This window comes from Corynebacterium sp. AOP40-4SA-5 (genome assembly GCF_052377355.1).
In the GTDB taxonomy this organism is placed as follows: Bacteria; Actinomycetota; Actinomycetes; order Mycobacteriales; family Mycobacteriaceae; genus Corynebacterium.
In genome coordinates, this window is record NZ_JBQSWS010000035.1 from 1 (window position 1) to 18,900 (window position 18,900).

An 18,900-nucleotide genomic window follows, 5' to 3' on the forward strand; every position below is an offset into this window, starting at 1 on the left:
GCTCCTCATCGGCAACTTTGCCGCTTCGCTGCTGACGATGCCCCCACCGGTCGATTTGATCAGCTCCCGGTACGATTTCGGTAGTCGTCTCCCGATATTCTTTTCAATCTCATCAATACGAGAGTCACCACAAGGAGAAGCGGGGACATCGAACATGTCGGAATAAGTTACTTTACCCATTATTTAGTGACTCCATTTCTATTTGGCCGGCCGAGAATAGTTTCACGTCTCGGACCACAACTACTCCCCAGATAGCATAGCCAACAGCATTCTTTACTTCACTATGAGCATCCTTCGGCACGGAAATCGCCACGACCTCCTCTTCGCAGTGCCCCCCCCCAGTGGCGAAGCCGACCGTCCGCTCAGCTACGAAAGATCACCCAACGCTGGATGATGAAGTTCAGCACCGTGGCGGTGCCCTGCGCGATCACGAAGCTGATCGCACGCACCCAGAACCGGTCCAGGTCCATGTCCTCCAGCCACGGGATGCTCAGCGTGTACAGGCTGACCTGCACCGCATAGGTCGCCAGGTAGGCGATCATCGTGACCACGAACCGCTTCACCGACGGCTCCGCCTGGAAGGTCCACCGGCGGTTGATCAGGTACGCGGTGAGCGTGCCCAGCACGAAACCGACGGTCTTCGACGTACCGTCCCCCAGGCCCAGCAGGTAGAGCAGGTAGGTGCTGCCGAAGTCGACGACCGCGCCGACCACACCGGTCATGATGAACCGGAACAGCTGGGTCTTCAACGTCAGACGCTCGACCTCCCCGGGCACCGGGACTTCCTGCTTCTCCGTCACTTCTCGTCCTTTCCCGGCAGCGGCGTCACCTGCGTCGGTATGTAGTGCTCACGCGCGGCCCGGAAGGTCCACAGCTTGTTGACCAGGAAGTTCACCGGGATGGCGAAGCACACGCCCAGCAGGTTGCCCCAGTAGATCGGGTCACGCAGTCCCGTGGAACCGTCCCAGATCTCCCGGGACAACGCCACCGGCGACTCCGGGTTGATCAGCGCCGTCTGCACCAGCAGGGAGACCAGCAGTCCACCCAATCCGACGAGCATGAACGGCACCAGTTCGCGGAACCAGTTCGACTTGCCGGACGTGCGGAACGTCCACCGGCGGTTCAGGTTGAAGTTCCACAGGTTGGCGACGATGAACGCCAGGACCGAGAACACGTGGTACCAGCGGATGTGGAACTGGGTGCCGAAGAGGTTGGCGAAGGCGTGGTGGCCGTCGAAGTCCCACAGCCACTGGGTGGTCTTGTTCAGCACCACGACCACCGCCGAGTTCACCACCACGCCGGACGCCCCGACGATGCCGAACTTCAGGAACTGCCGGAGGAGGCGCCGGTAGCGGTCGGCGGTGGACAGCCGGCCAGTGCCGTTGCCCGACCCTCCCGGCTCACCCGGCTCGTCCGCGGCGGAGCCCGGCTGTTCGGCGATGGCGTCGGTCACGACGGGCGTCCTCTCTGTTCATGTGTTCGGAGACTTATCGGACATACGCTACTGGCACAGCGGTGATTTGCGAAACCTCACCGACACCCCCGCCGTGTCGGCTCAACCCTCGTGACGCTGCAGGAGGTAGCGGTACATCTCGAGACGTTCCAGCAGGCTGCGGCGTGGCACCAGCGGTGTCACCACCGCACGGGAGTCCTCCCCGGCCCCGGCACCACAGGACGCCAACGTCCATCCCGTCGCCGCGGACAGCGTCCTGATCTCCGCCGCATTCAGCGGGTCGGTGGACAGCCGGCCACCGCCCGGCGCGATGTCGGCGTCGGCGCGGGTGAACCCCAGGGCCGCCATGAGCATCTCGGAGATCTCCCCGGCGGTCGCCCGGTCGGACAACGTCGACAGCGCCACGATCCTGGCCCACGCCGCGGCCCGTCCCACGGGCGTCGACTCGGCGGGCACCCCGTCCAACGCGGCCCTGGCGAACTCCGGCACCTGCGCCGGACGCCCCAGGTCCAGGGCCTGCAGCAGGGGCGTGAACTCGTAGAGGTCCCCCGCCAGCAGCAGCTCACGGAGCTCCGGGGCCAGCCCGTCGAGGATCTCCTCAACGGTCTCCTCCCCGGTCAGCGCGACGTTGACCGCGGCGAGGTCCACGTCGCGTGGGAAACCCGGGCCCTCCGTCGACTCGGAGGTGGTGTCGAAGACCAGTGCGTCCGCGGCGACCGTGCGCCCCACCCCGCCCGGGTCACCGCGCGACTCGGGCACGAAGTCGCCGGCGAGGCAGACCGCGTCGGGCGTGTGCTCGTCGCGGGTCATCGCCCCGGCGGTGGTGAGGGTGAGCACCACGTCGTCGGCGAGCAGGGTCGCGGTGCCGTCACGCCCCAGCGCCTCACCCAGCGGCGTGCCGATCGGCCCGGCGGTCCGGCTGTAGACACGCAGCCGGTCACTGCGGCGCGCCTGCAGCGACCATGCCGGTCCGGCGTCCGGGTCGTCGAGCATCCCGGTGGCACCCGGCCAGTCGAAGGCGACGAGGACGGCGCGCACCGTCTCAGCGACGGACAGCCGGTCGTTCAGCCCCAACGCCCGGGTGTGGAAACCCGCCGACGGGCGGTGGTACTCCGCCAGGATGAGCAGGGTGGTCGGTTCGGCGGGCTCATCGTCCAGCAGCGGGAGGGTGGGCAGACGCAGGACCGCGGCAAGGCCGTCACCGGCCGCCGGGCCGCGTGTGCGGTCCGTCCGGGGAGCATGCCGTGCGTTCATGCCACCCAAGGGTAGCGACGTTGCCGACGCTCTGCCGCCGGAGTAATGGGGTCAGTTCAGCACGAGCGGCAGGGCCCGCAACTCCCCGCCGAGACGCTGCACGCGCAGCTTCTCCACACTGTTCCAGCTGCGGACGAGCCCGCGCACCGCCCGGGCGGTGGCCATGCAGCGCACGACCGCCGTGGCCGCGTCGCCCTCGAGGCCCTGCGGCAGGGCCGCCCCGGGGACTGCGTGCGACTCGGTGACCTCGAAGACGATGTCGTCGGCGTCGCCCCAGGACGGCTGACGCTTCCCCGGGTTCGCCTCGGCGAAGTCCGCACGGTTGCGCTCCACCCCGGCGCGCACCGCCTGCACGGTCGCCTCGACGTCCACGGTGCGCACACCGTCAGCACCGTCCAGCGCTGTCCCCTCGGCCAGGAACACCGGGTGGCGCAGTAACAGGGAGAGCACCGTGTCCCGGTCGTCGCGGCCCTCGATCCAGTCGGCGTCCGCGGCGAAACCCTGCACCCCGTCGGAGTCCACCAGCCACGCGCCGCTGAAGTCGCCGAGCAGCACCCGGGCGTCGACCTCCACCTGCCACACCGCGGTGACCTCGCCGACCGTCGCGGCGACCATCACCGGCGGATCCTGCGCACGCGTGCCGCCGGCCTGCCCCGACTGTGACGTCCCCGTCGCGGCCGTCATCCGCGCGCCCGCTCGTTCAGGACGTACAGGACGCCGAGCTGCGCGGCACCGTAGGTCGTCGACGGCAGGGCACGGAACAGTCCGCCCACCAGCGGGATCCGTCCGCCCACGGCGGTGACCACCGCCGCGCCCGCGGCGTCCAGTTTGCCGTTCACCCAGGCGCCAACGCCGACGGCCACGGTGCTGCCCGCCACCAACGTGACGGTGCCGGGCACCGGGCCGGCGTCCAACGACCCGCGCAGGTCAGCAACACCGGTGGCGAGCTGCTCGCGCTCGGCGTCCGACAGGGCCTCCCATTCCTCGGCCAGAATCAGACCGGCGCCGGTGGCCACGACCGCCGCCTGCCCGATCCGGCGGGGCCAGGTGCGCTTCACCACGTCGCGCACCAGGTAGTAGCCCAGTGTGGTGGCGGCGACGATCCGGAATTCCCTCGACGACAGTGGCCGTGCTGACCTGCCCATGGTGCTCCTTCGCTCTTACGCGCTCTACTTTTCGCGGGTACGTTCCTGGCACCGAGTGTAGAACAGCACCCGGACATGAACGGCACGCTCCAGCCACACTCCGGCCACACACTCGCCACACACTGGCCACGCTCAGGGCCTGCGGCGGGCGGCGCGGTACGCTGGGCCCATGTTCGGAAGAGACCGCGCGAAGACCCAGATGCGGCGCAACATCGCCAAAGCCACCGACGGCCAGCCCGCCGGGACCAAGGGGTCGCGCGCCCAGACCAGCGTGGTCGGCGGCACCGGTGCCGACGACAGCTACGAGGCCGCCAGCCACTCCGAGGCGCCGCTGAACGAGTTCATGGTGCGTCTGCTCGCCCAGGAGATGCCCGTGCTGGACTCCACCAGCCGGCGCATCATCAACCAGGAGCTGCGCGACTACGACGGGCCGACGATCACCTGCGTCGCCGAACTGCCCGAGACCGTGCGCGAGGTCATGGAACTCTAGGCTCCGGCACCTGCACCCGTGACGTCGGCGAGCAGCGCGGAGTAGCGCTCACGCACCCCGGTGTCCCCGCCGTAGTGTGCGGCGGCCTCGAGCCGGTGGGTGACCGCGGCGAGCAGCCAGTCCGCCCCCGCCCGGCGCGCCTGCTGGGCCACGGACTCGAAGACCAGCAGCGCCTCGTCGTCACGTCCGGCGACGTGCAGCAGCAGCGCCTCCTCGGTCAACGCCTCCAGACGCGCGGACTCCACCGCACTGTCCGAGTGTGCCTGCACCCGTGCCGACGCCCGGGCCTGCACGAACCGCCCTTCGGCGTCCTTGGCCTCCCCGGCCGCCCACGCGGTGAGCGCCAGCGCCTCGTCCACCCGGTCGGTGTGCACCAGACCCCGGTTGACCGCCAGCACCTGGTCGACGAGGTCACCGGCGGCGCGCAGGCCCAGTTCCTGCGGCGACATCCCCGGCCCGTCCTGGCCCTCCTGCGAGGCGTCGGACGCCCCGGCACCGCCGGCACTCGCCGCCGCGTGGAAGGCGCGGTAGGCGTCCTTCAGCCGCTCGACCTGGCCCGGCCAGTCGCGGGCGAAGTTCTCCCCGACCAGCGCGCTGGCCAGCCGGGTGGCCTCGACCTCGCGGCGGAAGGAGGCGTGGGGGAAACGCATCCAGTCCAGCCCCTCGATGTCGTCGACGCTCTCCAGCACGAAGGCGGCGCGCGGGTAGTCACGGTCGTCGAGCAGCGAGGACACGCAGTTGACCTGGTACTCCGCGGCGGCCTCCCACTGCTCCCGGAACTGGGCGCTGTCGGACGCCTCGGCGAAGGCCCCGGCCGCGGCCCGGTGGTTGCCGAGCTTGGCGAGGGTCTCCCCGCGGGCGGCGAGGAGGTGGATGCGCATCGTCGCGGCGTCCTCGGGCGCAGCACCGTGTTCACCGTGTTCGCCACCGGTGACGGCACGGAGGCACCGCTCGTACACGGCCAGCGCCTCGTGGAACGCACCGTGTCCGGACAACGCGACACCCAGGGACAGCAGTTCGTCGAGCAGCTCCGGCGCCTCCTCCCCGGCGAGCATCGCCGTTGGCCCGACTGGCGGGGCAGGCAGGCTCAACGCCACCCCGGCGACGTAGTGCGCCACCTGTGCCACGAGCGCCGGAACGCCCGGATCGTCCTGCCCGTCCTGACCCGCCTGCTCGGCGATGCCGGCGAGCAGTGCGGAACCGACCTCCGGCAGTGACCGGGGCACCAGGCGCGTGACCTGCCGGACGGCGCGCAGCGCCAGGCGCAGCGCCACCTGGTCGGGGTACACCCCACCCATCAGGACGTCCTGCTCGATCACCCGGCGCACCAGCGGGCCGGAGCCCTGCCACAGCCCGGCGACGGTGCCCACCCGGGCGGCGAGGATGGTGACCGGGTCTGCACCGGAGTCCTCCACCTCGTCCTGGGTGCGCTGGCGCGCACGCAGCAGCTCGTCCAGCTCCCTCAGCGCCGCAGGGGTGTCGGACGCGTCGGACGCCTCGGCGTCGTACTCTTCGTCGTCTCCGTCGTCTCCGTCGTCTACATCGTCGTCTTCGTCGTCCCCGTACTCCTCGAGCACGCGGGCGTCGTAACGGCGCAGCAGCTCCTCCACCAGGTCCCGGTGCACACCCAGGTCGAAGCGCGGGTCCAGCCCGTCGGCGAGTTCGGCCAACCGGTCGACCGCGGCCTGCACCGCCTCCTCCAGACCCAGCATCGAGTAGAGCATCAACGCCGCGACCGTGTCGCCGGCGCCCAGGGACTCGAGGTCCACCGGGCCGGCGACGGGGATCTCCGGGGAGAACACCCCGCTGACCTCGCCGCGCCAGTCGGCGACCTCCCGCGGCAGGTGCAGCCAGGCGTCCTCCACCCACGACGGCAACGCCGCCTCCTGCGAGGGGACCACCGCCGGTGTCACCGACAGGGCGGCGGACGCCGGCAGCGGCTGGGGCTGAGCGGCGGCACCCTCCGGTACCCGGTGCAGGCCCAGACCCACCGTCGTTTCCACGTCGTTGCCGTTGCGGGCGTCCAGGGCGGACGCAGCGCGGCGTGCCCGTTCCCCCGTCCAGCGCGCCAGGCCCGCGACCGTGCCGCCGCCGGCCCGCTCCCCGGCAACGGCCAGCCAGTCCACCACCGCCGGCAGCCCGGCGAACTGCGGACGCACCGACCCGTGGCCGGCGGCCGCCGCCGCGGCGTACACCGTGTGCAGGCCCTCGAGCAGGTGAACGTCGGCCTCCGGGTCCCGACGGTGCAGCGCCAGCGTCGGCAGCATGCGGTCCAGCAGTCCCAGGGCGTGGGCCTCGTGACCGAAGACCGCGAGGTACTCGGCGACCTGCAGCAGCGCGTCCGACAGCTCCGGGGAACCCACCGACCGGTCGGCGACGAACGCCGCGCGGGCGGCGGTGACCTCCGGGGCGACCACCCCGGACAGGGGGATCAGCGACTCCGCCAGCATCACCGTGGGCTGCACGTGCGCCTCGGGGGCGTTCTCCATCGCCTCGACGATCGCCGCGGCGACGTCCAGCTCACCGCGCTGCAACGCCACCATGCCGCGCACGTCGAGGTCGCGCTGGTGCCGGTGCGCCTGGGCCCACGTCGGCTCCGCGGGCAGCACGGGCTCCGGCAGGTCGTCGAGCAACGCCTGCGCCTCGTCCAACCGGCCGAGGGAAAGCAGGACACGCACCGACGCCTCGGCGACGTCCTCCGGCGAACTTCCCAGCTCACGCAGGGCGTCCACCGCCAGTCCGGCGAGGTGATCGAGGTGCTCCCGGTCGACGTCGGGACGCTGCGCGGCGCTGAGCACGACCTCCTGCCAGAGCAGTTCGAAGAGGTTCGGCAGGCCGTCCGTGTCGCCTGTGCCGTCTGTGCCGCCACCCGTCGCGTCCGGGTGGGAGGGGAAACGCGCGGGGTCGTTGCGGTACATCGTCCACAGCGCCGGGAGCAGGTCCACGGTGTCGCGCCGGTCCAGCGCCTCCCCCTCCAGACAACGCAGCAGGTCAATCCGGTAGCGCAGCTCCTCATCTTCACGGGAACTTCCCAGGGAATCCGACAGTTCCCCACACCTGCGCAGGTAGGGCTCTTCCCCCAGTTCACCGCGGGAATGCATACCCCGCGCAGACTCCCACTCCTGTGCGACCCACGCCACACCCTGTGTACCTTCGAGCCGACCCATGCCCCAACTATGACATGGATCGGCCTCCCCCGGCGGTAGGGTGGTCATCATGGAACTGAAGACGCACACCCGGACGCTCACCGGGTGGGGACGAACCGCGCCCACCTCGGCCGAGGTCCTCGCCACCCCTGATGTCGACATCATCTCCGCAGCCGTCGCGCAGGTCGCCGACGACAACGCCGACAAGCCCGACCACCTCAAGCGCGGCGTCATCGCCCGCGGCATGGGCCGGTCCTACGGCGACCCCGCCATGAACGGCGGTGGGCTGGTCATCGACATGCAGCAGCTCAACCGCATCCACTCCATCGACCCGGACACCGCCCTGGTCGACGTGGACGCCGGCGTGACCCTCGACCAGCTGATGAAGGCGGCCCTGCCGTCCGGCCTGTGGGTCCCGGTCCTGCCCGGCACCCGCCAGGTCACCATCGGCGGCGCCATCGGCCCGGACATCCACGGCAAGAACCACCACTCCGCCGGCTCCTTCGGCGACCACGTGGTGTCCATGGAACTGCTCGTCGCCGACGGTCGCGTGCTGCACATCGAGCCCGAGGGCTCCGCGGACGACCCGGACGGCACCCTGTTCTGGGCCACCGTGGGTGGCATGGGCCTGACCGGCATCATCCTGCGCGCCACCATCCGGATGACCAAGACCGAGACCGCCTACTTCCTGGCGGACACCGACCGGACGGACACCCTCGACGAGACCATCGCCGCGCACTCCGACGGCTCCGAGGTCAACTACACCTACTCCTCGGCGTGGTTCGACTGCATCTCCCCGGCCCCGAAGCTGGGCCGCGCCACGATCTCCCGTGGCTCCCTGGCCACCCTGGACCAGCTCAAGGAGTACGCCCCGAAGCTGGCGGCGGACCCGCTGAAGTTCAACGCCCCGCAGCTGATGACCGTGCCGGACGTCTTCCCGTCCTTCACCCTGAACAAGCTGACCCTGTCGGCCGTGGGCCTGGCGTACTACACCATGGGCGCACCGGCGAAGAACCAGATCAAGAACCTCACGCAGTTCTACCAGCCGCTGGACCTCATCGGCGAGTGGAACCGTGGCTACGGCCCGAAGGGCTTCCTGCAGTACCAGTTCGTGGTGCCGACCGAGGCCGTGGAGCCGTTCAAGGACATCATCCGCGACATCCAGAAGTCCGGCCACTACTCGGCGCTCAACGTGTTCAAGCTCTTCGGCGAGGGCAACCGTGCACCGCTGAGCTACCCGATGCCGGGCTGGAACGTGTGCGTGGACTTCCCGATCCGTCCGGGCCTGGGCGACTTCCTGGACAAGCTCGACCAGCGGGTCATGGAGTTCGGTGGCCGGCTGTACCTGGCCAAGGAGTCCCGCACGTCCGCGGAGAACTTCCACAAGATGTACCCCGGCCTGTCCGGCTGGCTGAAGACCCGTCGGGAGATCGACCCGACCGGTGTCTTCGCCTCCGACATGTCCCGCCGCCTCGAGCTGAACTAGGAGATTTCAATGATCAACGCTGTGGGTAAACCCCAGTCCATCCTGCTGCTCGGCGGCGCGTCCGACATGGGCCTGGCCGTGGTCGAGGAGTTCCTCACCCGCGGTCCGGCACGCGTGGTGCTGGCCGCACGCCCGGGCGAGGAGCTGTCCTCGGCCGTGGGACGCATGGAGTCCGCCGGTGCCTCCTCCGTGGAGACCGTCGACTTCGACGCCACCGACTTCGACTCCCACCCGGGGGTCTTCGACGAGATCTGGGCCGGTGGGGACATCGACCTGGCCGTGGTGGCCTTCGGTGTGCTCGGCGACAACGAGGTGCAGTGGAACGACCAGAAGCAGGCCGTGCTGGCCGCGCAGGTCAACTACACCGGCGCGGTGTCGGTGGGCGTGCTGCTGTCCAACCACATGAAGGCGCAGGGCCACGGTCAGATCGTGGTGTTCTCCTCCGTCGCCGGTGAGATGGTGCGCCGTTCGAACTTCGTCTACGGCTCCACCAAGGCCGGAGTGGACGGTTTCTACCGCATGCTCGGCGAGGCGCTGCGTGGCACCGGGGTGAAGGTGCTGACCGTGCGCCCGGGCCAGGTGCGCACGAACATGACCGCCGCCTTGGACGACGCCCCGCTGACGGTCGACAAGACCGACGCCGCCAAGGCCGTCGCCGCGGGTGTGGACGGTGGCAAGCCGGTGATCTGGATCCACCCGCTGTTCCGTCCGATCATGATGATCCTGAAGAACCTGCCGCAGGCAGTGGTGCGCCGACTGCCGCTGTAGAGCGCGCAGCACGGCATGGCGTCGGGCGGCTCAACTTGATGTCGATGGCGCCCGACATCAATGTGCCGGCCCTACCCGGTCGTCAGAATGATCCACGGGGTCACCGAGATCATTCCGGGCCCGCCTGAGCGCTACCCCACGAACGGGTAGTCGGTGTACCCGTGGGCACCGCCCACGTAGAACGTCGAGGAGTCCGGCTCGTTGAGCTCCAGTCCGTCCTTCCAGCGCCGGACGAGGTCCGGGTTGGCGATGAGCTGACGGCCCACAACCGCCGCATCCGCCAGGTCGTCCTCGACGATGTGGCGTGCCTCGTCGAACTGGGTCACCTGTCCGAACCCGCTGTTGAGCAGGAACGCCCCGCCGAAACGCGCGCGCAGCTCAGCGACCAGGTCACCGTCGATGTCGGCGTGCAGCACCGACAGGTAGGCGATCCCCACGTCGCGGATGCCCTCGAGCAGGGCACCGTAGGTGGCCAGGACGTCCTCCCGGTCGTCCTCCGGCACGCCCTGCACACCGTGCTCCGGGGAGATGCGCAGCGCCGTACGGTCCGCGCCGATCTCCTCGGCGACCGCACGCACGACCTCCACGGTCAGTCGCGCCCGGTTCTCCGGCGACCCGCCGTAAGCGTCCTCCCGGTGGTTCGAGGACGCGGCGGTGAACTCGTGCAGCAGGTAGCCGTTCGCGCCGTGGATCTCCACGGCGTCGACGCCGGCGTCCACCGCGCGACGTGCACCGTCCACGAACTCCTGGATGATGCGCGGGATCTCGTCGGTGGCCAGGGCGCGCGGCACCACACCGTCGAGCTTGCCGGAGAAACCGCGGACCGGACCACCGGTGCCAAGTGCGCTCGGTGCCTCCGGCTCGCCGCCGCGCAGCAGGTCAGGGTGGGACGTGCGCCCGCCGTGCATGATCTGCATGACCAGGGTGCCGCCATCGGCGTGGACGGCGTCGGCCACCCGGGCCCACCCGTCGCGGTGCTCGTCGGTGGCGATGCCGGCCTGACCGGGGAAGGAGCGGTTACTGAAGGCGGGGAAGGTGCCCTCGGTGAGCACCAGTCCCGCGCTGGCACGCTGGCGGTAGTACTCCACGTGCAGGTCGGTGGGGTTGCCGTCCTCCCCGGCACGCTGGCGGGTCAGCGCGGCCATGGTCACCCGGTTGTTCAGGTGCAGTGCGCCGGCGTCCAGCGGGTCGAAGAGGGAGTTCACGGTGGTTTCAGTTGCGGTCGTTGCAGTCGTTGATGTCGAAGTCACGTCCGGTCAACCTGGTGTGCGGCGGCGGTATTCCCGGATGATCCCGGACACACCCCTTGCCGGATACCCCATAGGGGTATACAGTCGAAGATGTCAGAAACATTGAAGGCAAGGAGAACACCATGGCCACCGTCACCAAGAACTACACCGTCGAAGGCATGACCTGCGGTCACTGCAAGGCCTCCGTGGAGGAGGAGGTCGGCGACATCGCCGGCGTCACCTCCGTCGAGGTCGACCTGCCCACCGGCGCGGTCAGCGTCACCGGCGAGGACGTGACGGACGACGCGGTCGCCGCCGCCGTCGCCGAGGCCGGCTACACCGTGAAGGCATAGCCATGACCACCCCAGTCGAGAACCACCCAGTCCAGACCACGCCAGTCGACGTGATCCACCTCGACCTCGGCGTGACCGGCATGACCTGCACATCCTGCTCGGGTCGGGTGGAACGCAAGCTCAACAAACTCGACGGGGTGGACGCCACGGTCAACTTCGCCACCGAATCCGCCTCCGTCGACTACGACCCGTCCAAGGCCGACACCACCACACTCATCGACACGGTGCGCGGCGCCGGCTACGACGCCTTCGCCATGAACGACGAGGGCAGTGCGGACGCCGGTGCCGACGACAGTGACGGCCCCGGCGGTGGCGGGTCCGCCGACCGCACCGAGGCCGCCCGCGACGACGAGGCCGCGGACCTGAAGAAGCGCACGATCGTCTCGGCGCTGATCACCGTGCCCGTCGTCCTGCTCAGCATGGTGCCGGCACTGCAGTTCGACAACTGGCAGTGGGCGGTGCTCACCATGGTCACGCCCGTCTACTTCTGGGGCGGCGCCCCCTTCCACCGCGCCACCCTGGTAAACCTGCGCCACGGCGCATTCACCATGGACACCCTGGTCAGCCTGGGCACCACGGCCGCCTACCTGTGGTCGCTGTGGGCGCTGTTCCTCGGCAACGCCGGCATGCCCGGCATGACCATGCAGATGCACCTGCTGCCCTCGGACTCCACGATGGACGAGATCTACCTCGAGTCCGTCGCCGTGGTCATCACGTTCCTGCTGCTCGGACGCTGGTTCGAGACCCGGGCGAAGGGGCGTTCCTCCGAGGCGCTGCGCTCCCTGCTGAACATGGGGGCGAAGGACGCCACGGTGCTGCGCGACGGCGCCGAGGTCCGCGTCAACGTCAAGGAGCTCGCGGTCGGTGACCTGGTCGTGGTGCGCCCCGGCGAGAAGATCGCGGCGGACGGTGTCGTCACCGACGGCACATCGGCGGTGGACGAGTCGATGCTCACCGGCGAGTCCGTGCCGGTGGAGGCCACCGTCGGCTCCACCGTCACCGGCGCCACGATCAACACCTCCGGTCGCCTGCTCGTCAAGGTCACCCGCCTCGGTGAGGACAGCACGCTGTCGCAGATGGCGAAGCTGGTCACCGACGCACAGTCCAAGAAGGCCCCGGTGCAGCGCCTGGTCGACCGGATCTCGCAGGTCTTCGTGCCGGCGGTGATTCTCATCGCCGTGGCAACGCTGATCGTGCACATCGCACTCGGCCACGGTGTGGCCACGGCGTTCACCGCCGCGGTGGCGGTGCTGATCATCGCCTGCCCCTGCGCCCTCGGACTGGCCACACCCACCGCCCTGCTGGTGGGCACCGGACGCGGCGCTCAGCTCGGGCTGCTGATCAAGGGCCCGGAGGTGCTGGAGTCGACCCGGCGCGTGGACACGGTGGTGATGGACAAGACGGGCACGGTCACCTCCGGTGTCATGTCGGTCTCCGACGTCACCACCACCGGTGCCAACGGCACGACGGACGTGCTCGCCGCGGCGGCTGCGGTGGAGTCCGGTTCGGAGCACCCGATCGCCCGCGCGATCGTCCGTGCGGCCGAGCAGGCCGTGCAGGACGGTGAGATCGCGGAGGTCCCGTCCGTCACGGACTTCGCCACCACCGCCGGCCACGGCGTGACCGGCACGGTGGACGGTTCGACGGTCACCGTCGCCCGTCCGTCCGACGCCCTGCCCGACGAACTGCGTCTCGCCGTGGAGCGGGCGCAGCAGGACGGCGGCACGCCCGTCGTCGTCAAGATCGACGGCACCGTCGTCGGCGTCGTCACCGTGCGCGACACGGTGAAGCCGACCTCCGCCGAGGCTGTCGCCGGACTCAAGGAGCTCGGTCTCACCCCGGTGCTGCTCACCGGCGACAACGAGGGGGCGGCGAAGACCGTCGCCGCGGAGGTCGGCATCGACCCGGACAACGTCATCTCCGGGGTCATGCCCGACGAGAAGGTCCGGCACATCGAGAGGCTGCAGGCCGAGGGACGCAACGTCGCCATGGTCGGTGACGGGGTCAACGACGCCGCCGCCCTGGCGGTCGCCGAACTGGGCCTGGCGATGGGCGCGGGCACGGACGTGGCGATCGAGGCGTCCGACATCACCCTGATGAACAACGACCTGCGCTCCGCGGTCGACGCGATCCGCCTGTCGCGGCGCACCCTGCGCACGATCCGCGGGAACCTGTTCTGGGCGTTCGCCTACAACGTGGCGTTGATCCCCGTCGCCGCCTTCGGGTTGCTCAACCCGATGCTCGCCGGGGTGGCGATGGCGTTCTCCTCGGTCTTCGTGGTCTCCAACTCGCTGCGGCTGCGCGGCTTCCACTCCAGCCTCGCCAGCTGAGCGGGCCTCACACCAGCGGGTTTCCCTCGGGAACCTCCCCGCAGGTGCCGGTCGGCTCCACGCCGTCGAAACGGGCGTTGACCCACGGCACCATCTGCGCGGCCCAGGCGACACCGCCGGGGCCGTGCCCGCCGAGGGGCAGCTCACGGTAGTCGACCACCGTGCCGTCGTCGCAGTACTGCCGGGCGAGTGAGCGGGTATCGCCGAGGAGCATCACCCCGTCGCCGTCACCGAGCTCGGGGTGCGGCGGGGTGTCCTCCGCCTCCCCGCCGCCGGCCTGCACCAGCAGCTGGGGGAACGCCGGGGTGTCGCGCAGACCCATGTTGGTGTCGTCGAGCAGGTGGCGGACCTCGGGGATGGCGTCGGGGTCGGGGTACTCGGGCAGGATCATCTCGTCCCAGCGCAGGTGCTCGTAGGAGTCGGACGCCTCGCCGATGGCCACCCGGTCCAGGTCCTCGAAGACCTCGCGCCCGAGGTCCGTGAGGTAGGGCTCCATGTCCACGTCGTAGGCGCGTGCCAGTCCCACCATCGCCATGCCGACCACGCCGGACCAGCCGCTGCCCTCCCCGGCGTAGCGCAGGTTGTGCTCGGGACGCACCATCGTGCCGCCCTGGGCCACGCCCACGATGTTCTCCGCGACGTCCGGGGCGTAGTCCTGCGCCATGATCGCCGCCCAGCCTGCACCGATGGACCCCCCGGAGTAGCCGGTGAGCGCCAGCGGGGCGTCGGCGGCGACCTCGGCGTCCGGCGTGCGGTACGCCGCGCGCATCCCGTCGAGGATGATCTGCCCGTACTCCGGGCCGGCTGCGAAGATGCCGCGTTCCCCCTGGATGTCGGGCATGACCACGGTGTGCCCGGCGGCGAGCAGCGGTGCGATGAAGGCGATCTCGGCAAGGACGATCACCCCGCCCTCGCCCACCGTGCCCGACAGCACACGCGACGGCCCGTCGGACGGACGCATCGAATCGTAGAAGCTGGCGTACATGACCGTGTCGCCGGACGGTTCGACGGACGCCGGCGGGTGGATCACGCTGGTCACCGCGGCGGCGGGGTCGCCGAGGGTGTCGGTGGTGCGGTACTGCACCTGCGTGACCTGCAAGGGGGCGTCGAACTCCTCCGTGGTGGCCGGGACGGTGCGCTGCTTCAGCGGGGCACCGGGCGCGTACGCCGCGCCAGCTGTGGCGGCATCCGGCAGGTTGAAGAAGGACGCGTCGTCCTGCACCGTGGGGATCTCCGCCGGTGCAGTGACCGGGGCCCTGACCGGCGCGTCCTGCTGGGCGGTGCCGGCGCACGCCGGCGCGGCGGTCATCCCCAGGGCGAGGACGAGCAGCGCCCCGAGCGTCCTACGCATCCCCGTCAGCCCCGCACCACGACGCCGACGAGAACCTGCGCCACGATCTTGTCCGCGAGCCCGCGAACCTCCGCCGGATCCTGCCCCTCCCGCAGATGGAACCACATCGCCGTGCTGTTCAGGCTGCTCAGCAGCACACGGGTGACCAGCCGCGAGTCCTCCGCGCGCAATGAACCATCTGCCACACCCTCCTCGACGACCCGGCGAAACATCAACTCATACTCCTCGCGTAGTCCGTTCAACGTGCCGAGCAGATCACGCTGGCGTTCCTTCAACGCGGCGAATCGCTGACCGGGGACTCCCTGGTGAATGGCGTTGTGGTAGCCAAGGTGCTCCATGAGGTTCACCAAGTGGGCCACACACATCGCCGTCAAACGCTCCCCGCCGGTCCCGGGTGTGGCGGCGTAAGGCTCCACGGTGCGACGGACGTCGCGCATCCCGTTCTCGTAGACGGCGAGGTAGATGTCGAACTTGGAGCGGAAGTAGTAGTACACCCGGCCCTTGGTCGCACCGATCTCGTCGGCGATGTCGTCGATCGTCGCCCGGTCGAAACCTTTGCTCTCGAAGACGTCCGCAGCGGCGTCGAGGATCTCGCGCCGCGAAGAGTCGTGGGCGACGGAGTCGACGCCGAAGGTGTCCGAAGTCATAATGGTTTCCACCCTATACGTTCCCTGAGCCGCTCACCCCTCTAATTCGAGGAGCCCCGCCGCACCCATGCCGCCGCCGATGCACATGGTCACGACCACGTACCGCGCTCCGCGCCGACGGCCCTCACGCAGGACATGTCCCACCATGCGCGCACCGCTCATGCCGTAGGGGTGACCGATGGCGATGGCCCCGCCGTTGACGTTGTACTTCCCCGGGTCAATGCCCAGCCGGTCACGGCAGTACACCGCCTGGGACGCGAAAGCCTCGTTGAGCTCCCACAGGTCGATGTCGTCAACGCTGAGCCCGTGCTGCTCGAGCAGCCTGGGGACGGCGAACACGGGGCCGATGCCCATCTCGTCGGGTTCACAGCCTGCGACGGCGATGCCACGGTAGGTGCCCAAGGGCTCCAGCCCGCGGCGCGCCGCCTCGTCCTTCTCCATGAGCACCACCGCGGCCGCACCGTCCGAGAGTTGGGAGGCGTTGCCCGCCGAGATGGTGGCAGCGTGGCCGTCGCGGTCAGGGAGCACCGCCTTGAGCTTCGCCAGGCCCTCGGCCGTGGTGGTGGGCCGGTTGCCTTCGTCGAGGGAAAGCCCGCCAGCGGGCACGATCTCCTCGTCGAAGATGCCAGCCTCCTGGGCGGCGGCGGTCCGACGCTGCGACTCCAGCGCGTACTCGTCCTGTTCCTCCCGGGAGACCCCGAACCGCTCCGCGACATTCTCGGCGGTTTCGAGCATGGAGATGTAGACGTCGTGACCGTTCTCCCGGAGCCACGGGTCGACCGCACGGTAGGTGTTGCGGTGCTCGTTCTGCACCAGGCTGATCGACTCCACCCCACCACCGACGGCGACCTGCAGACCGTCGACCATGATTTCCTTGGCAGCAGTAGCTACCGCCATCAGGCCGGACGCACACTGCCGATCTACGGTCATCCCAGGCACCGTTACCGGTAGCCCGGCACGCAAGGCGGCCTGACGTGCGACGTTGTACCCGGTGGATCCCTCCTGCATCGCGCAGCCGAGGATGACCTCCTCGACGTCCGACGGATCGAGACCGGCACGCTCCACCGCCTCGGCGATCGCCAGCCCCGCGAGCTCCTGGCCCTGGGTGTCGTGGAAGGCGCCCTTATAGGCACGGCCGATGGGGGTTCGGGCGGTCGAGACCACCACTGCTTCTCTCATGGTCTAGTTCTCCTGGATATCGGTGTTCTCGGGGCTGTACATGGCGACGGACATGGTGGACGTCAGCCCGCCGTCGAGCGGAATGGTGGTGCCGGTGATGAAGGAACTCGCTGGTGCGAGGAGGAACGTCGCCAGGGCAGTGATGTCCTCCGCCCGGCCGATCCTGCCGAGCGGATTGGCGTTGCGCATCTCCTCGCCGTGGTCGTCGAGCACCCACTTCATCATCTTCGTGGGGAAGGGGCCCGGCGCGATGGAGTTCACCAGAATTGACGGCGCCAGCGTTGCCGCCATGTGTTTGGTGAGGTGATGCACAGCGGCCTTGGACGCGGAGTAGGCGTAGTTCTCGTAATTCGGTACGGCGAGGCCATCGATCGACCCGATGTTGATGATGCGCGAGGGGCCCTTTCTGCTGGCCTCCAGTAGCGGACGCAGCTGCTGCGCAAGCAAAAATGGGGCCTTGACGTTCACGCCCATGACCTTGTCCCAGGCGTGGGCCGGAAAGTCATCGAAGGGGGCACCCCACGTGGCACCAGCATTGTTGACCAAACCGTCGAGGTGATCGGTGATGCTGGCGACCTGCTCGGCGAGGTCGCGGCACCCGTCCTCGGTAGAGATGTCCGCGGCGATGGCGTGGACGTCGCCGAAATCGCCGAGGGCCTGCCCCGCCTCCTCCGCAGCGTCCGCCTTACGGGTGGATATCAGGACGGTCGCACCGGCGAGCAGCAGTCCTTCCGCGAGCATCCTGCCGATGCCGCGTGCACCACCGGTGACCAGGATGGTCCGGTCGGAGATGTCGAAGAGCTCGGAGGCGGTCATGACGCCAATCCCTCCGTCCCAGCGGCGCCGACGGACACTGCGGCGAGCCGTGCGGAGCGCAGCGCCGGACGCCGAACCTTCCCTGCGTCGTCACGAAGCTGTTCACCGACGGTCTCGAATGTCCGCGGGACCTTGTTACGTGACAACCGGGACGTCAGGAACCCGAGCAGCTGCTCGTCATCGATCCGTGTCCCCGTGGTGTTCATGATGGCGTGCAGCCGGTTGCCCGCGCGGTCATCGGGCAAGCCGATAACCACGGCAGTCAGCACGTCCGGGTGCTCCATCATGGCCGCCTCAACCTCGGCGGGGTAGATGTTCACTCCACCGACGGTGACCATGTCGGACCGCCTGTCGTGCAGGTACAAGTATCCGTCCTCATCGAAGTGCCCGACGTCGCCCAGGGTCGACCAACCGTTGTGCGTCCTCGGTTCCGCACCGATGTAGCGGTACGTCGCCGGCATGCCGTCCTCGGGACGCATGTACACTTCGCCGGGCACTCCGGGGTCCTGGATCTGGTTGCCGTCGTCGTCCAGCAGGACCATTCGACCCCAGGTCACCTGCCCGATTGACCCAGGATGGTTGAGCCATTCGTCACCACGGATCGTGCATCCAGCCTCCGCCTCGGTACCAGCGTAGAGTTCCCAGAGGCGCTCGGCACCGAGCCACTCGATCCACTCCCGCTTCAGCCAGGCCGGGCACGGCTCGGCACAGTGCCAGAATGACCTCACCGACGACAGCGAGTAGGACTCGCGGATGTCCACGGGCAAGGCGAGGATACGGCGCATCATGGTCGGGACCAGGTAGATCCAGGTGGCGGCGAACCGGTCACTCTCCGCCAGCGTCCCCTCGGCGTCGAACCGATCCAGCAGGCAGACGGTTCCACCGCGGAAGACCGTGCACAGTGTCACGCTCAATGGGGCGTTGTGGAACAGCGGGGCGGTGATCAACGATCGCTCGCGCGGTCCGACTCCCCAGAAGGTCTGGTCGGCCTCCGCGGTCACCGCCTCGCGACCGGACATGATGATCTTCGGACGCCCGGTGGAGCCTCCGGAGACCGGGGCCTTCCAGGACTTCGCGGTCTGCGCCTCAACTGCCTCTGCCGACCATGCCGTGGACAGTTCGGCAAGGGTGGCAACTGCACTGGCCCCGGCGAGAGCTCCCGCTCCTTCGGGAACGATGACCGCAGCCGGTTCCCCGAGGTCGAGAATTGCGGACAGCTCATGCGCTGTCATCCTCGGTGAGAGCACCTGTGG

Annotated in this window: 18 protein-coding genes; 5 read left to right on the top strand and 13 right to left on the bottom strand. The window is 69.3% G+C overall.

The window, feature by feature from the left end; translation table 11 throughout:
• The 6 genes from ACT3S3_RS14370 to ACT3S3_RS14395 form a co-directional block, all read right to left on the bottom strand.
• Nucleotides 1-180: SMI1/KNR4 family protein (locus tag ACT3S3_RS14370; RefSeq protein ID WP_444626955.1), on the bottom strand; the 180-nt coding region annotated here is incomplete at its 3' end.
• Nucleotides 181-362: 182 nt separating this feature from the next.
• On the bottom strand, nt 363-800 hold the full coding sequence (locus ACT3S3_RS14375) for a GtrA family protein (protein ID WP_301442629.1): 438 nt from the start codon (nt 798-800) through the stop codon (nt 363-365).
• Complete coding sequence (locus ACT3S3_RS14380; RefSeq protein WP_441588291.1) at nt 797-1,453, bottom strand: GtrA family protein; 657 nt, start codon at nt 1,451-1,453, stop codon at nt 797-799. Before ACT3S3_RS14380 ends, ACT3S3_RS14375 begins: the two co-directional genes overlap by 4 nt.
• Before the next feature lie 102 nt (nt 1,454-1,555).
• The gene (locus tag ACT3S3_RS14385; protein ID WP_301442630.1) at nt 1,556-2,707 is read right to left on the bottom strand and encodes a hypothetical protein; all 1,152 of its coding nucleotides are present in this window, start codon (nt 2,705-2,707) and stop codon (nt 1,556-1,558) included.
• A 51-nt stretch (nt 2,708-2,758) separates the two neighbouring features.
• The gene (locus tag ACT3S3_RS14390) at nt 2,759-3,391 is read right to left on the bottom strand and encodes an N-acetylglucosamine-6-phosphate deacetylase (RefSeq protein ID WP_301442631.1); all 633 of its coding nucleotides are present in this window, start codon (nt 3,389-3,391) and stop codon (nt 2,759-2,761) included.
• Nucleotides 3,388-3,852, bottom strand: a complete 465-nt coding sequence (locus tag ACT3S3_RS14395; RefSeq protein ID WP_301442632.1) for a hypothetical protein — start codon at nt 3,850-3,852, stop codon at nt 3,388-3,390. The genes ACT3S3_RS14390 and ACT3S3_RS14395 overlap by 4 nt, the downstream gene beginning before the upstream one ends.
• Nucleotides 3,853-4,021: 169 nt before the next feature.
• Between ACT3S3_RS14395 and ACT3S3_RS14400 the strand changes: the two genes are divergently transcribed.
• Entirely contained in the window at nt 4,022-4,342 is a 321-nt protein-coding gene (locus ACT3S3_RS14400; protein ID WP_301442633.1) for a hypothetical protein, read from the top strand.
• Here the strand turns inward: ACT3S3_RS14400 and ACT3S3_RS14405 are convergent.
• A complete protein-coding gene (locus ACT3S3_RS14405; RefSeq protein WP_441582254.1) occupies nt 4,339-7,443 on the bottom strand; it encodes a hypothetical protein in 3,105 nt (1,034 codons plus the stop codon). The genes ACT3S3_RS14400 and ACT3S3_RS14405 overlap by 4 nt on opposite strands.
• A 115-nt stretch (nt 7,444-7,558) precedes the next feature.
• On the opposite strand from ACT3S3_RS14405, the gene ACT3S3_RS14410 reads away from it, so the two are divergent.
• Together ACT3S3_RS14410 and ACT3S3_RS14415 are read left to right on the top strand one after the other, a co-directional pair.
• Complete coding sequence (locus ACT3S3_RS14410) at nt 7,559-8,974, top strand: FAD-binding oxidoreductase (RefSeq protein WP_301442635.1); 1,416 nt, start codon at nt 7,559-7,561, stop codon at nt 8,972-8,974.
• Between the two features lie 9 nt (nt 8,975-8,983).
• The gene (locus tag ACT3S3_RS14415) at nt 8,984-9,742 is read left to right on the top strand and encodes a decaprenylphospho-beta-D-erythro-pentofuranosid-2-ulose 2-reductase (RefSeq protein WP_441578797.1); all 759 of its coding nucleotides are present in this window, start codon (nt 8,984-8,986) and stop codon (nt 9,740-9,742) included.
• Between the two features lie 131 nt (nt 9,743-9,873).
• Here the strand turns inward: ACT3S3_RS14415 and ACT3S3_RS14420 are convergent, their stop codons facing one another.
• A complete protein-coding gene (locus tag ACT3S3_RS14420) occupies nt 9,874-10,947 on the bottom strand; it encodes an alkene reductase (RefSeq protein ID WP_301443046.1) in 1,074 nt (357 codons plus the stop codon).
• A gap of 167 nt (nt 10,948-11,114) precedes the next feature.
• On the opposite strand from ACT3S3_RS14420, the gene ACT3S3_RS14425 reads away from it, so the two are divergent.
• Both ACT3S3_RS14425 and ACT3S3_RS14430 read left to right on the top strand, forming a co-directional pair.
• Entirely contained in the window at nt 11,115-11,324 is a 210-nt protein-coding gene (locus tag ACT3S3_RS14425; protein WP_301443039.1) for a cation transporter, read from the top strand.
• Nucleotides 11,325-11,326: 2 nt separating this feature from the next.
• Nucleotides 11,327-13,654 carry a heavy metal translocating P-type ATPase gene (locus ACT3S3_RS14430; RefSeq protein WP_444626956.1) on the top strand — a complete coding sequence of 776 codons (2,328 nt, stop codon included), beginning with the start codon at nt 11,327-11,329 and terminating at the stop codon, nt 13,652-13,654.
• A 7-nt stretch (nt 13,655-13,661) separates the two neighbouring features.
• On the opposite strand, the gene ACT3S3_RS14435 is transcribed toward ACT3S3_RS14430, so the two are convergent.
• From ACT3S3_RS14435 to ACT3S3_RS14455, 5 genes are read right to left on the bottom strand one after another with little or no spacing between them, the layout of a single operon-like run.
• Nucleotides 13,662-15,005 (bottom strand): lipase family protein, encoded by a 1,344-nt coding sequence (locus ACT3S3_RS14435; protein WP_444614754.1) that lies wholly within the window; start codon nt 15,003-15,005, stop codon nt 13,662-13,664.
• 5 nt (nt 15,006-15,010) lie between these two features.
• Entirely contained in the window at nt 15,011-15,652 is a 642-nt protein-coding gene (locus tag ACT3S3_RS14440; protein WP_301443042.1) for a TetR/AcrR family transcriptional regulator, read from the bottom strand.
• A 33-nt stretch (nt 15,653-15,685) separates the two neighbouring features.
• Nucleotides 15,686-16,831 (bottom strand): acetyl-CoA C-acyltransferase, encoded by a 1,146-nt coding sequence (locus ACT3S3_RS14445; RefSeq protein ID WP_301443043.1) that lies wholly within the window; start codon nt 16,829-16,831, stop codon nt 15,686-15,688.
• Between the two features lie 3 nt (nt 16,832-16,834).
• Nucleotides 16,835-17,647 (bottom strand): SDR family oxidoreductase, encoded by an 813-nt coding sequence (locus ACT3S3_RS14450; RefSeq protein ID WP_441578800.1) that lies wholly within the window; start codon nt 17,645-17,647, stop codon nt 16,835-16,837.
• Nucleotides 17,644-18,894, bottom strand: coding sequence for an AMP-binding protein (locus ACT3S3_RS14455; protein WP_444626957.1), 1,251 nt, complete (start codon nt 18,892-18,894; stop codon nt 17,644-17,646). Before ACT3S3_RS14455 ends, ACT3S3_RS14450 begins: the two co-directional genes overlap by 4 nt.
• Nucleotides 18,895-18,900: the final 6 nt, after the last annotated feature.

Excerpts from the sequence above, each read along its gene's own strand:
- ACT3S3_RS14385 (WP_301442630.1), bottom strand. The coding sequence starts at position 2,707 with ATGAACGCACGGCATGCTCCCCGGACGGACCGCACACGCGGCCCGGCG.
- ACT3S3_RS14390 (WP_301442631.1), bottom strand. The coding sequence starts at position 3,391 with ATGACGGCCGCGACGGGGACGTCACAGTCGGGGCAGGCCGGCGGCACG.
- ACT3S3_RS14395 (WP_301442632.1), bottom strand. The coding sequence starts at position 3,852 with ATGGGCAGGTCAGCACGGCCACTGTCGTCGAGGGAATTCCGGATCGTC.
- ACT3S3_RS14400 (WP_301442633.1), top strand. The coding sequence starts at position 4,022 with ATGTTCGGAAGAGACCGCGCGAAGACCCAGATGCGGCGCAACATCGCC.
- ACT3S3_RS14405 (WP_441582254.1), bottom strand. The coding sequence starts at position 7,443 with ATGCATTCCCGCGGTGAACTGGGGGAAGAGCCCTACCTGCGCAGGTGT.
- ACT3S3_RS14410 (WP_301442635.1), top strand. The coding sequence starts at position 7,559 with ATGGAACTGAAGACGCACACCCGGACGCTCACCGGGTGGGGACGAACC.
- ACT3S3_RS14415 (WP_441578797.1), top strand. The coding sequence starts at position 8,984 with ATGATCAACGCTGTGGGTAAACCCCAGTCCATCCTGCTGCTCGGCGGC.
- ACT3S3_RS14425 (WP_301443039.1), top strand. The coding sequence starts at position 11,115 with ATGGCCACCGTCACCAAGAACTACACCGTCGAAGGCATGACCTGCGGT.
- ACT3S3_RS14430 (WP_444626956.1), top strand. The coding sequence starts at position 11,327 with ATGACCACCCCAGTCGAGAACCACCCAGTCCAGACCACGCCAGTCGAC.
- ACT3S3_RS14435 (WP_444614754.1), bottom strand. The coding sequence starts at position 15,005 with ATGCGTAGGACGCTCGGGGCGCTGCTCGTCCTCGCCCTGGGGATGACC.
- ACT3S3_RS14440 (WP_301443042.1), bottom strand. The coding sequence starts at position 15,652 with ATGACTTCGGACACCTTCGGCGTCGACTCCGTCGCCCACGACTCTTCG.
- ACT3S3_RS14445 (WP_301443043.1), bottom strand. The coding sequence starts at position 16,831 with ATGAGAGAAGCAGTGGTGGTCTCGACCGCCCGAACCCCCATCGGCCGT.
- ACT3S3_RS14450 (WP_441578800.1), bottom strand. The coding sequence starts at position 17,647 with ATGACCGCCTCCGAGCTCTTCGACATCTCCGACCGGACCATCCTGGTC.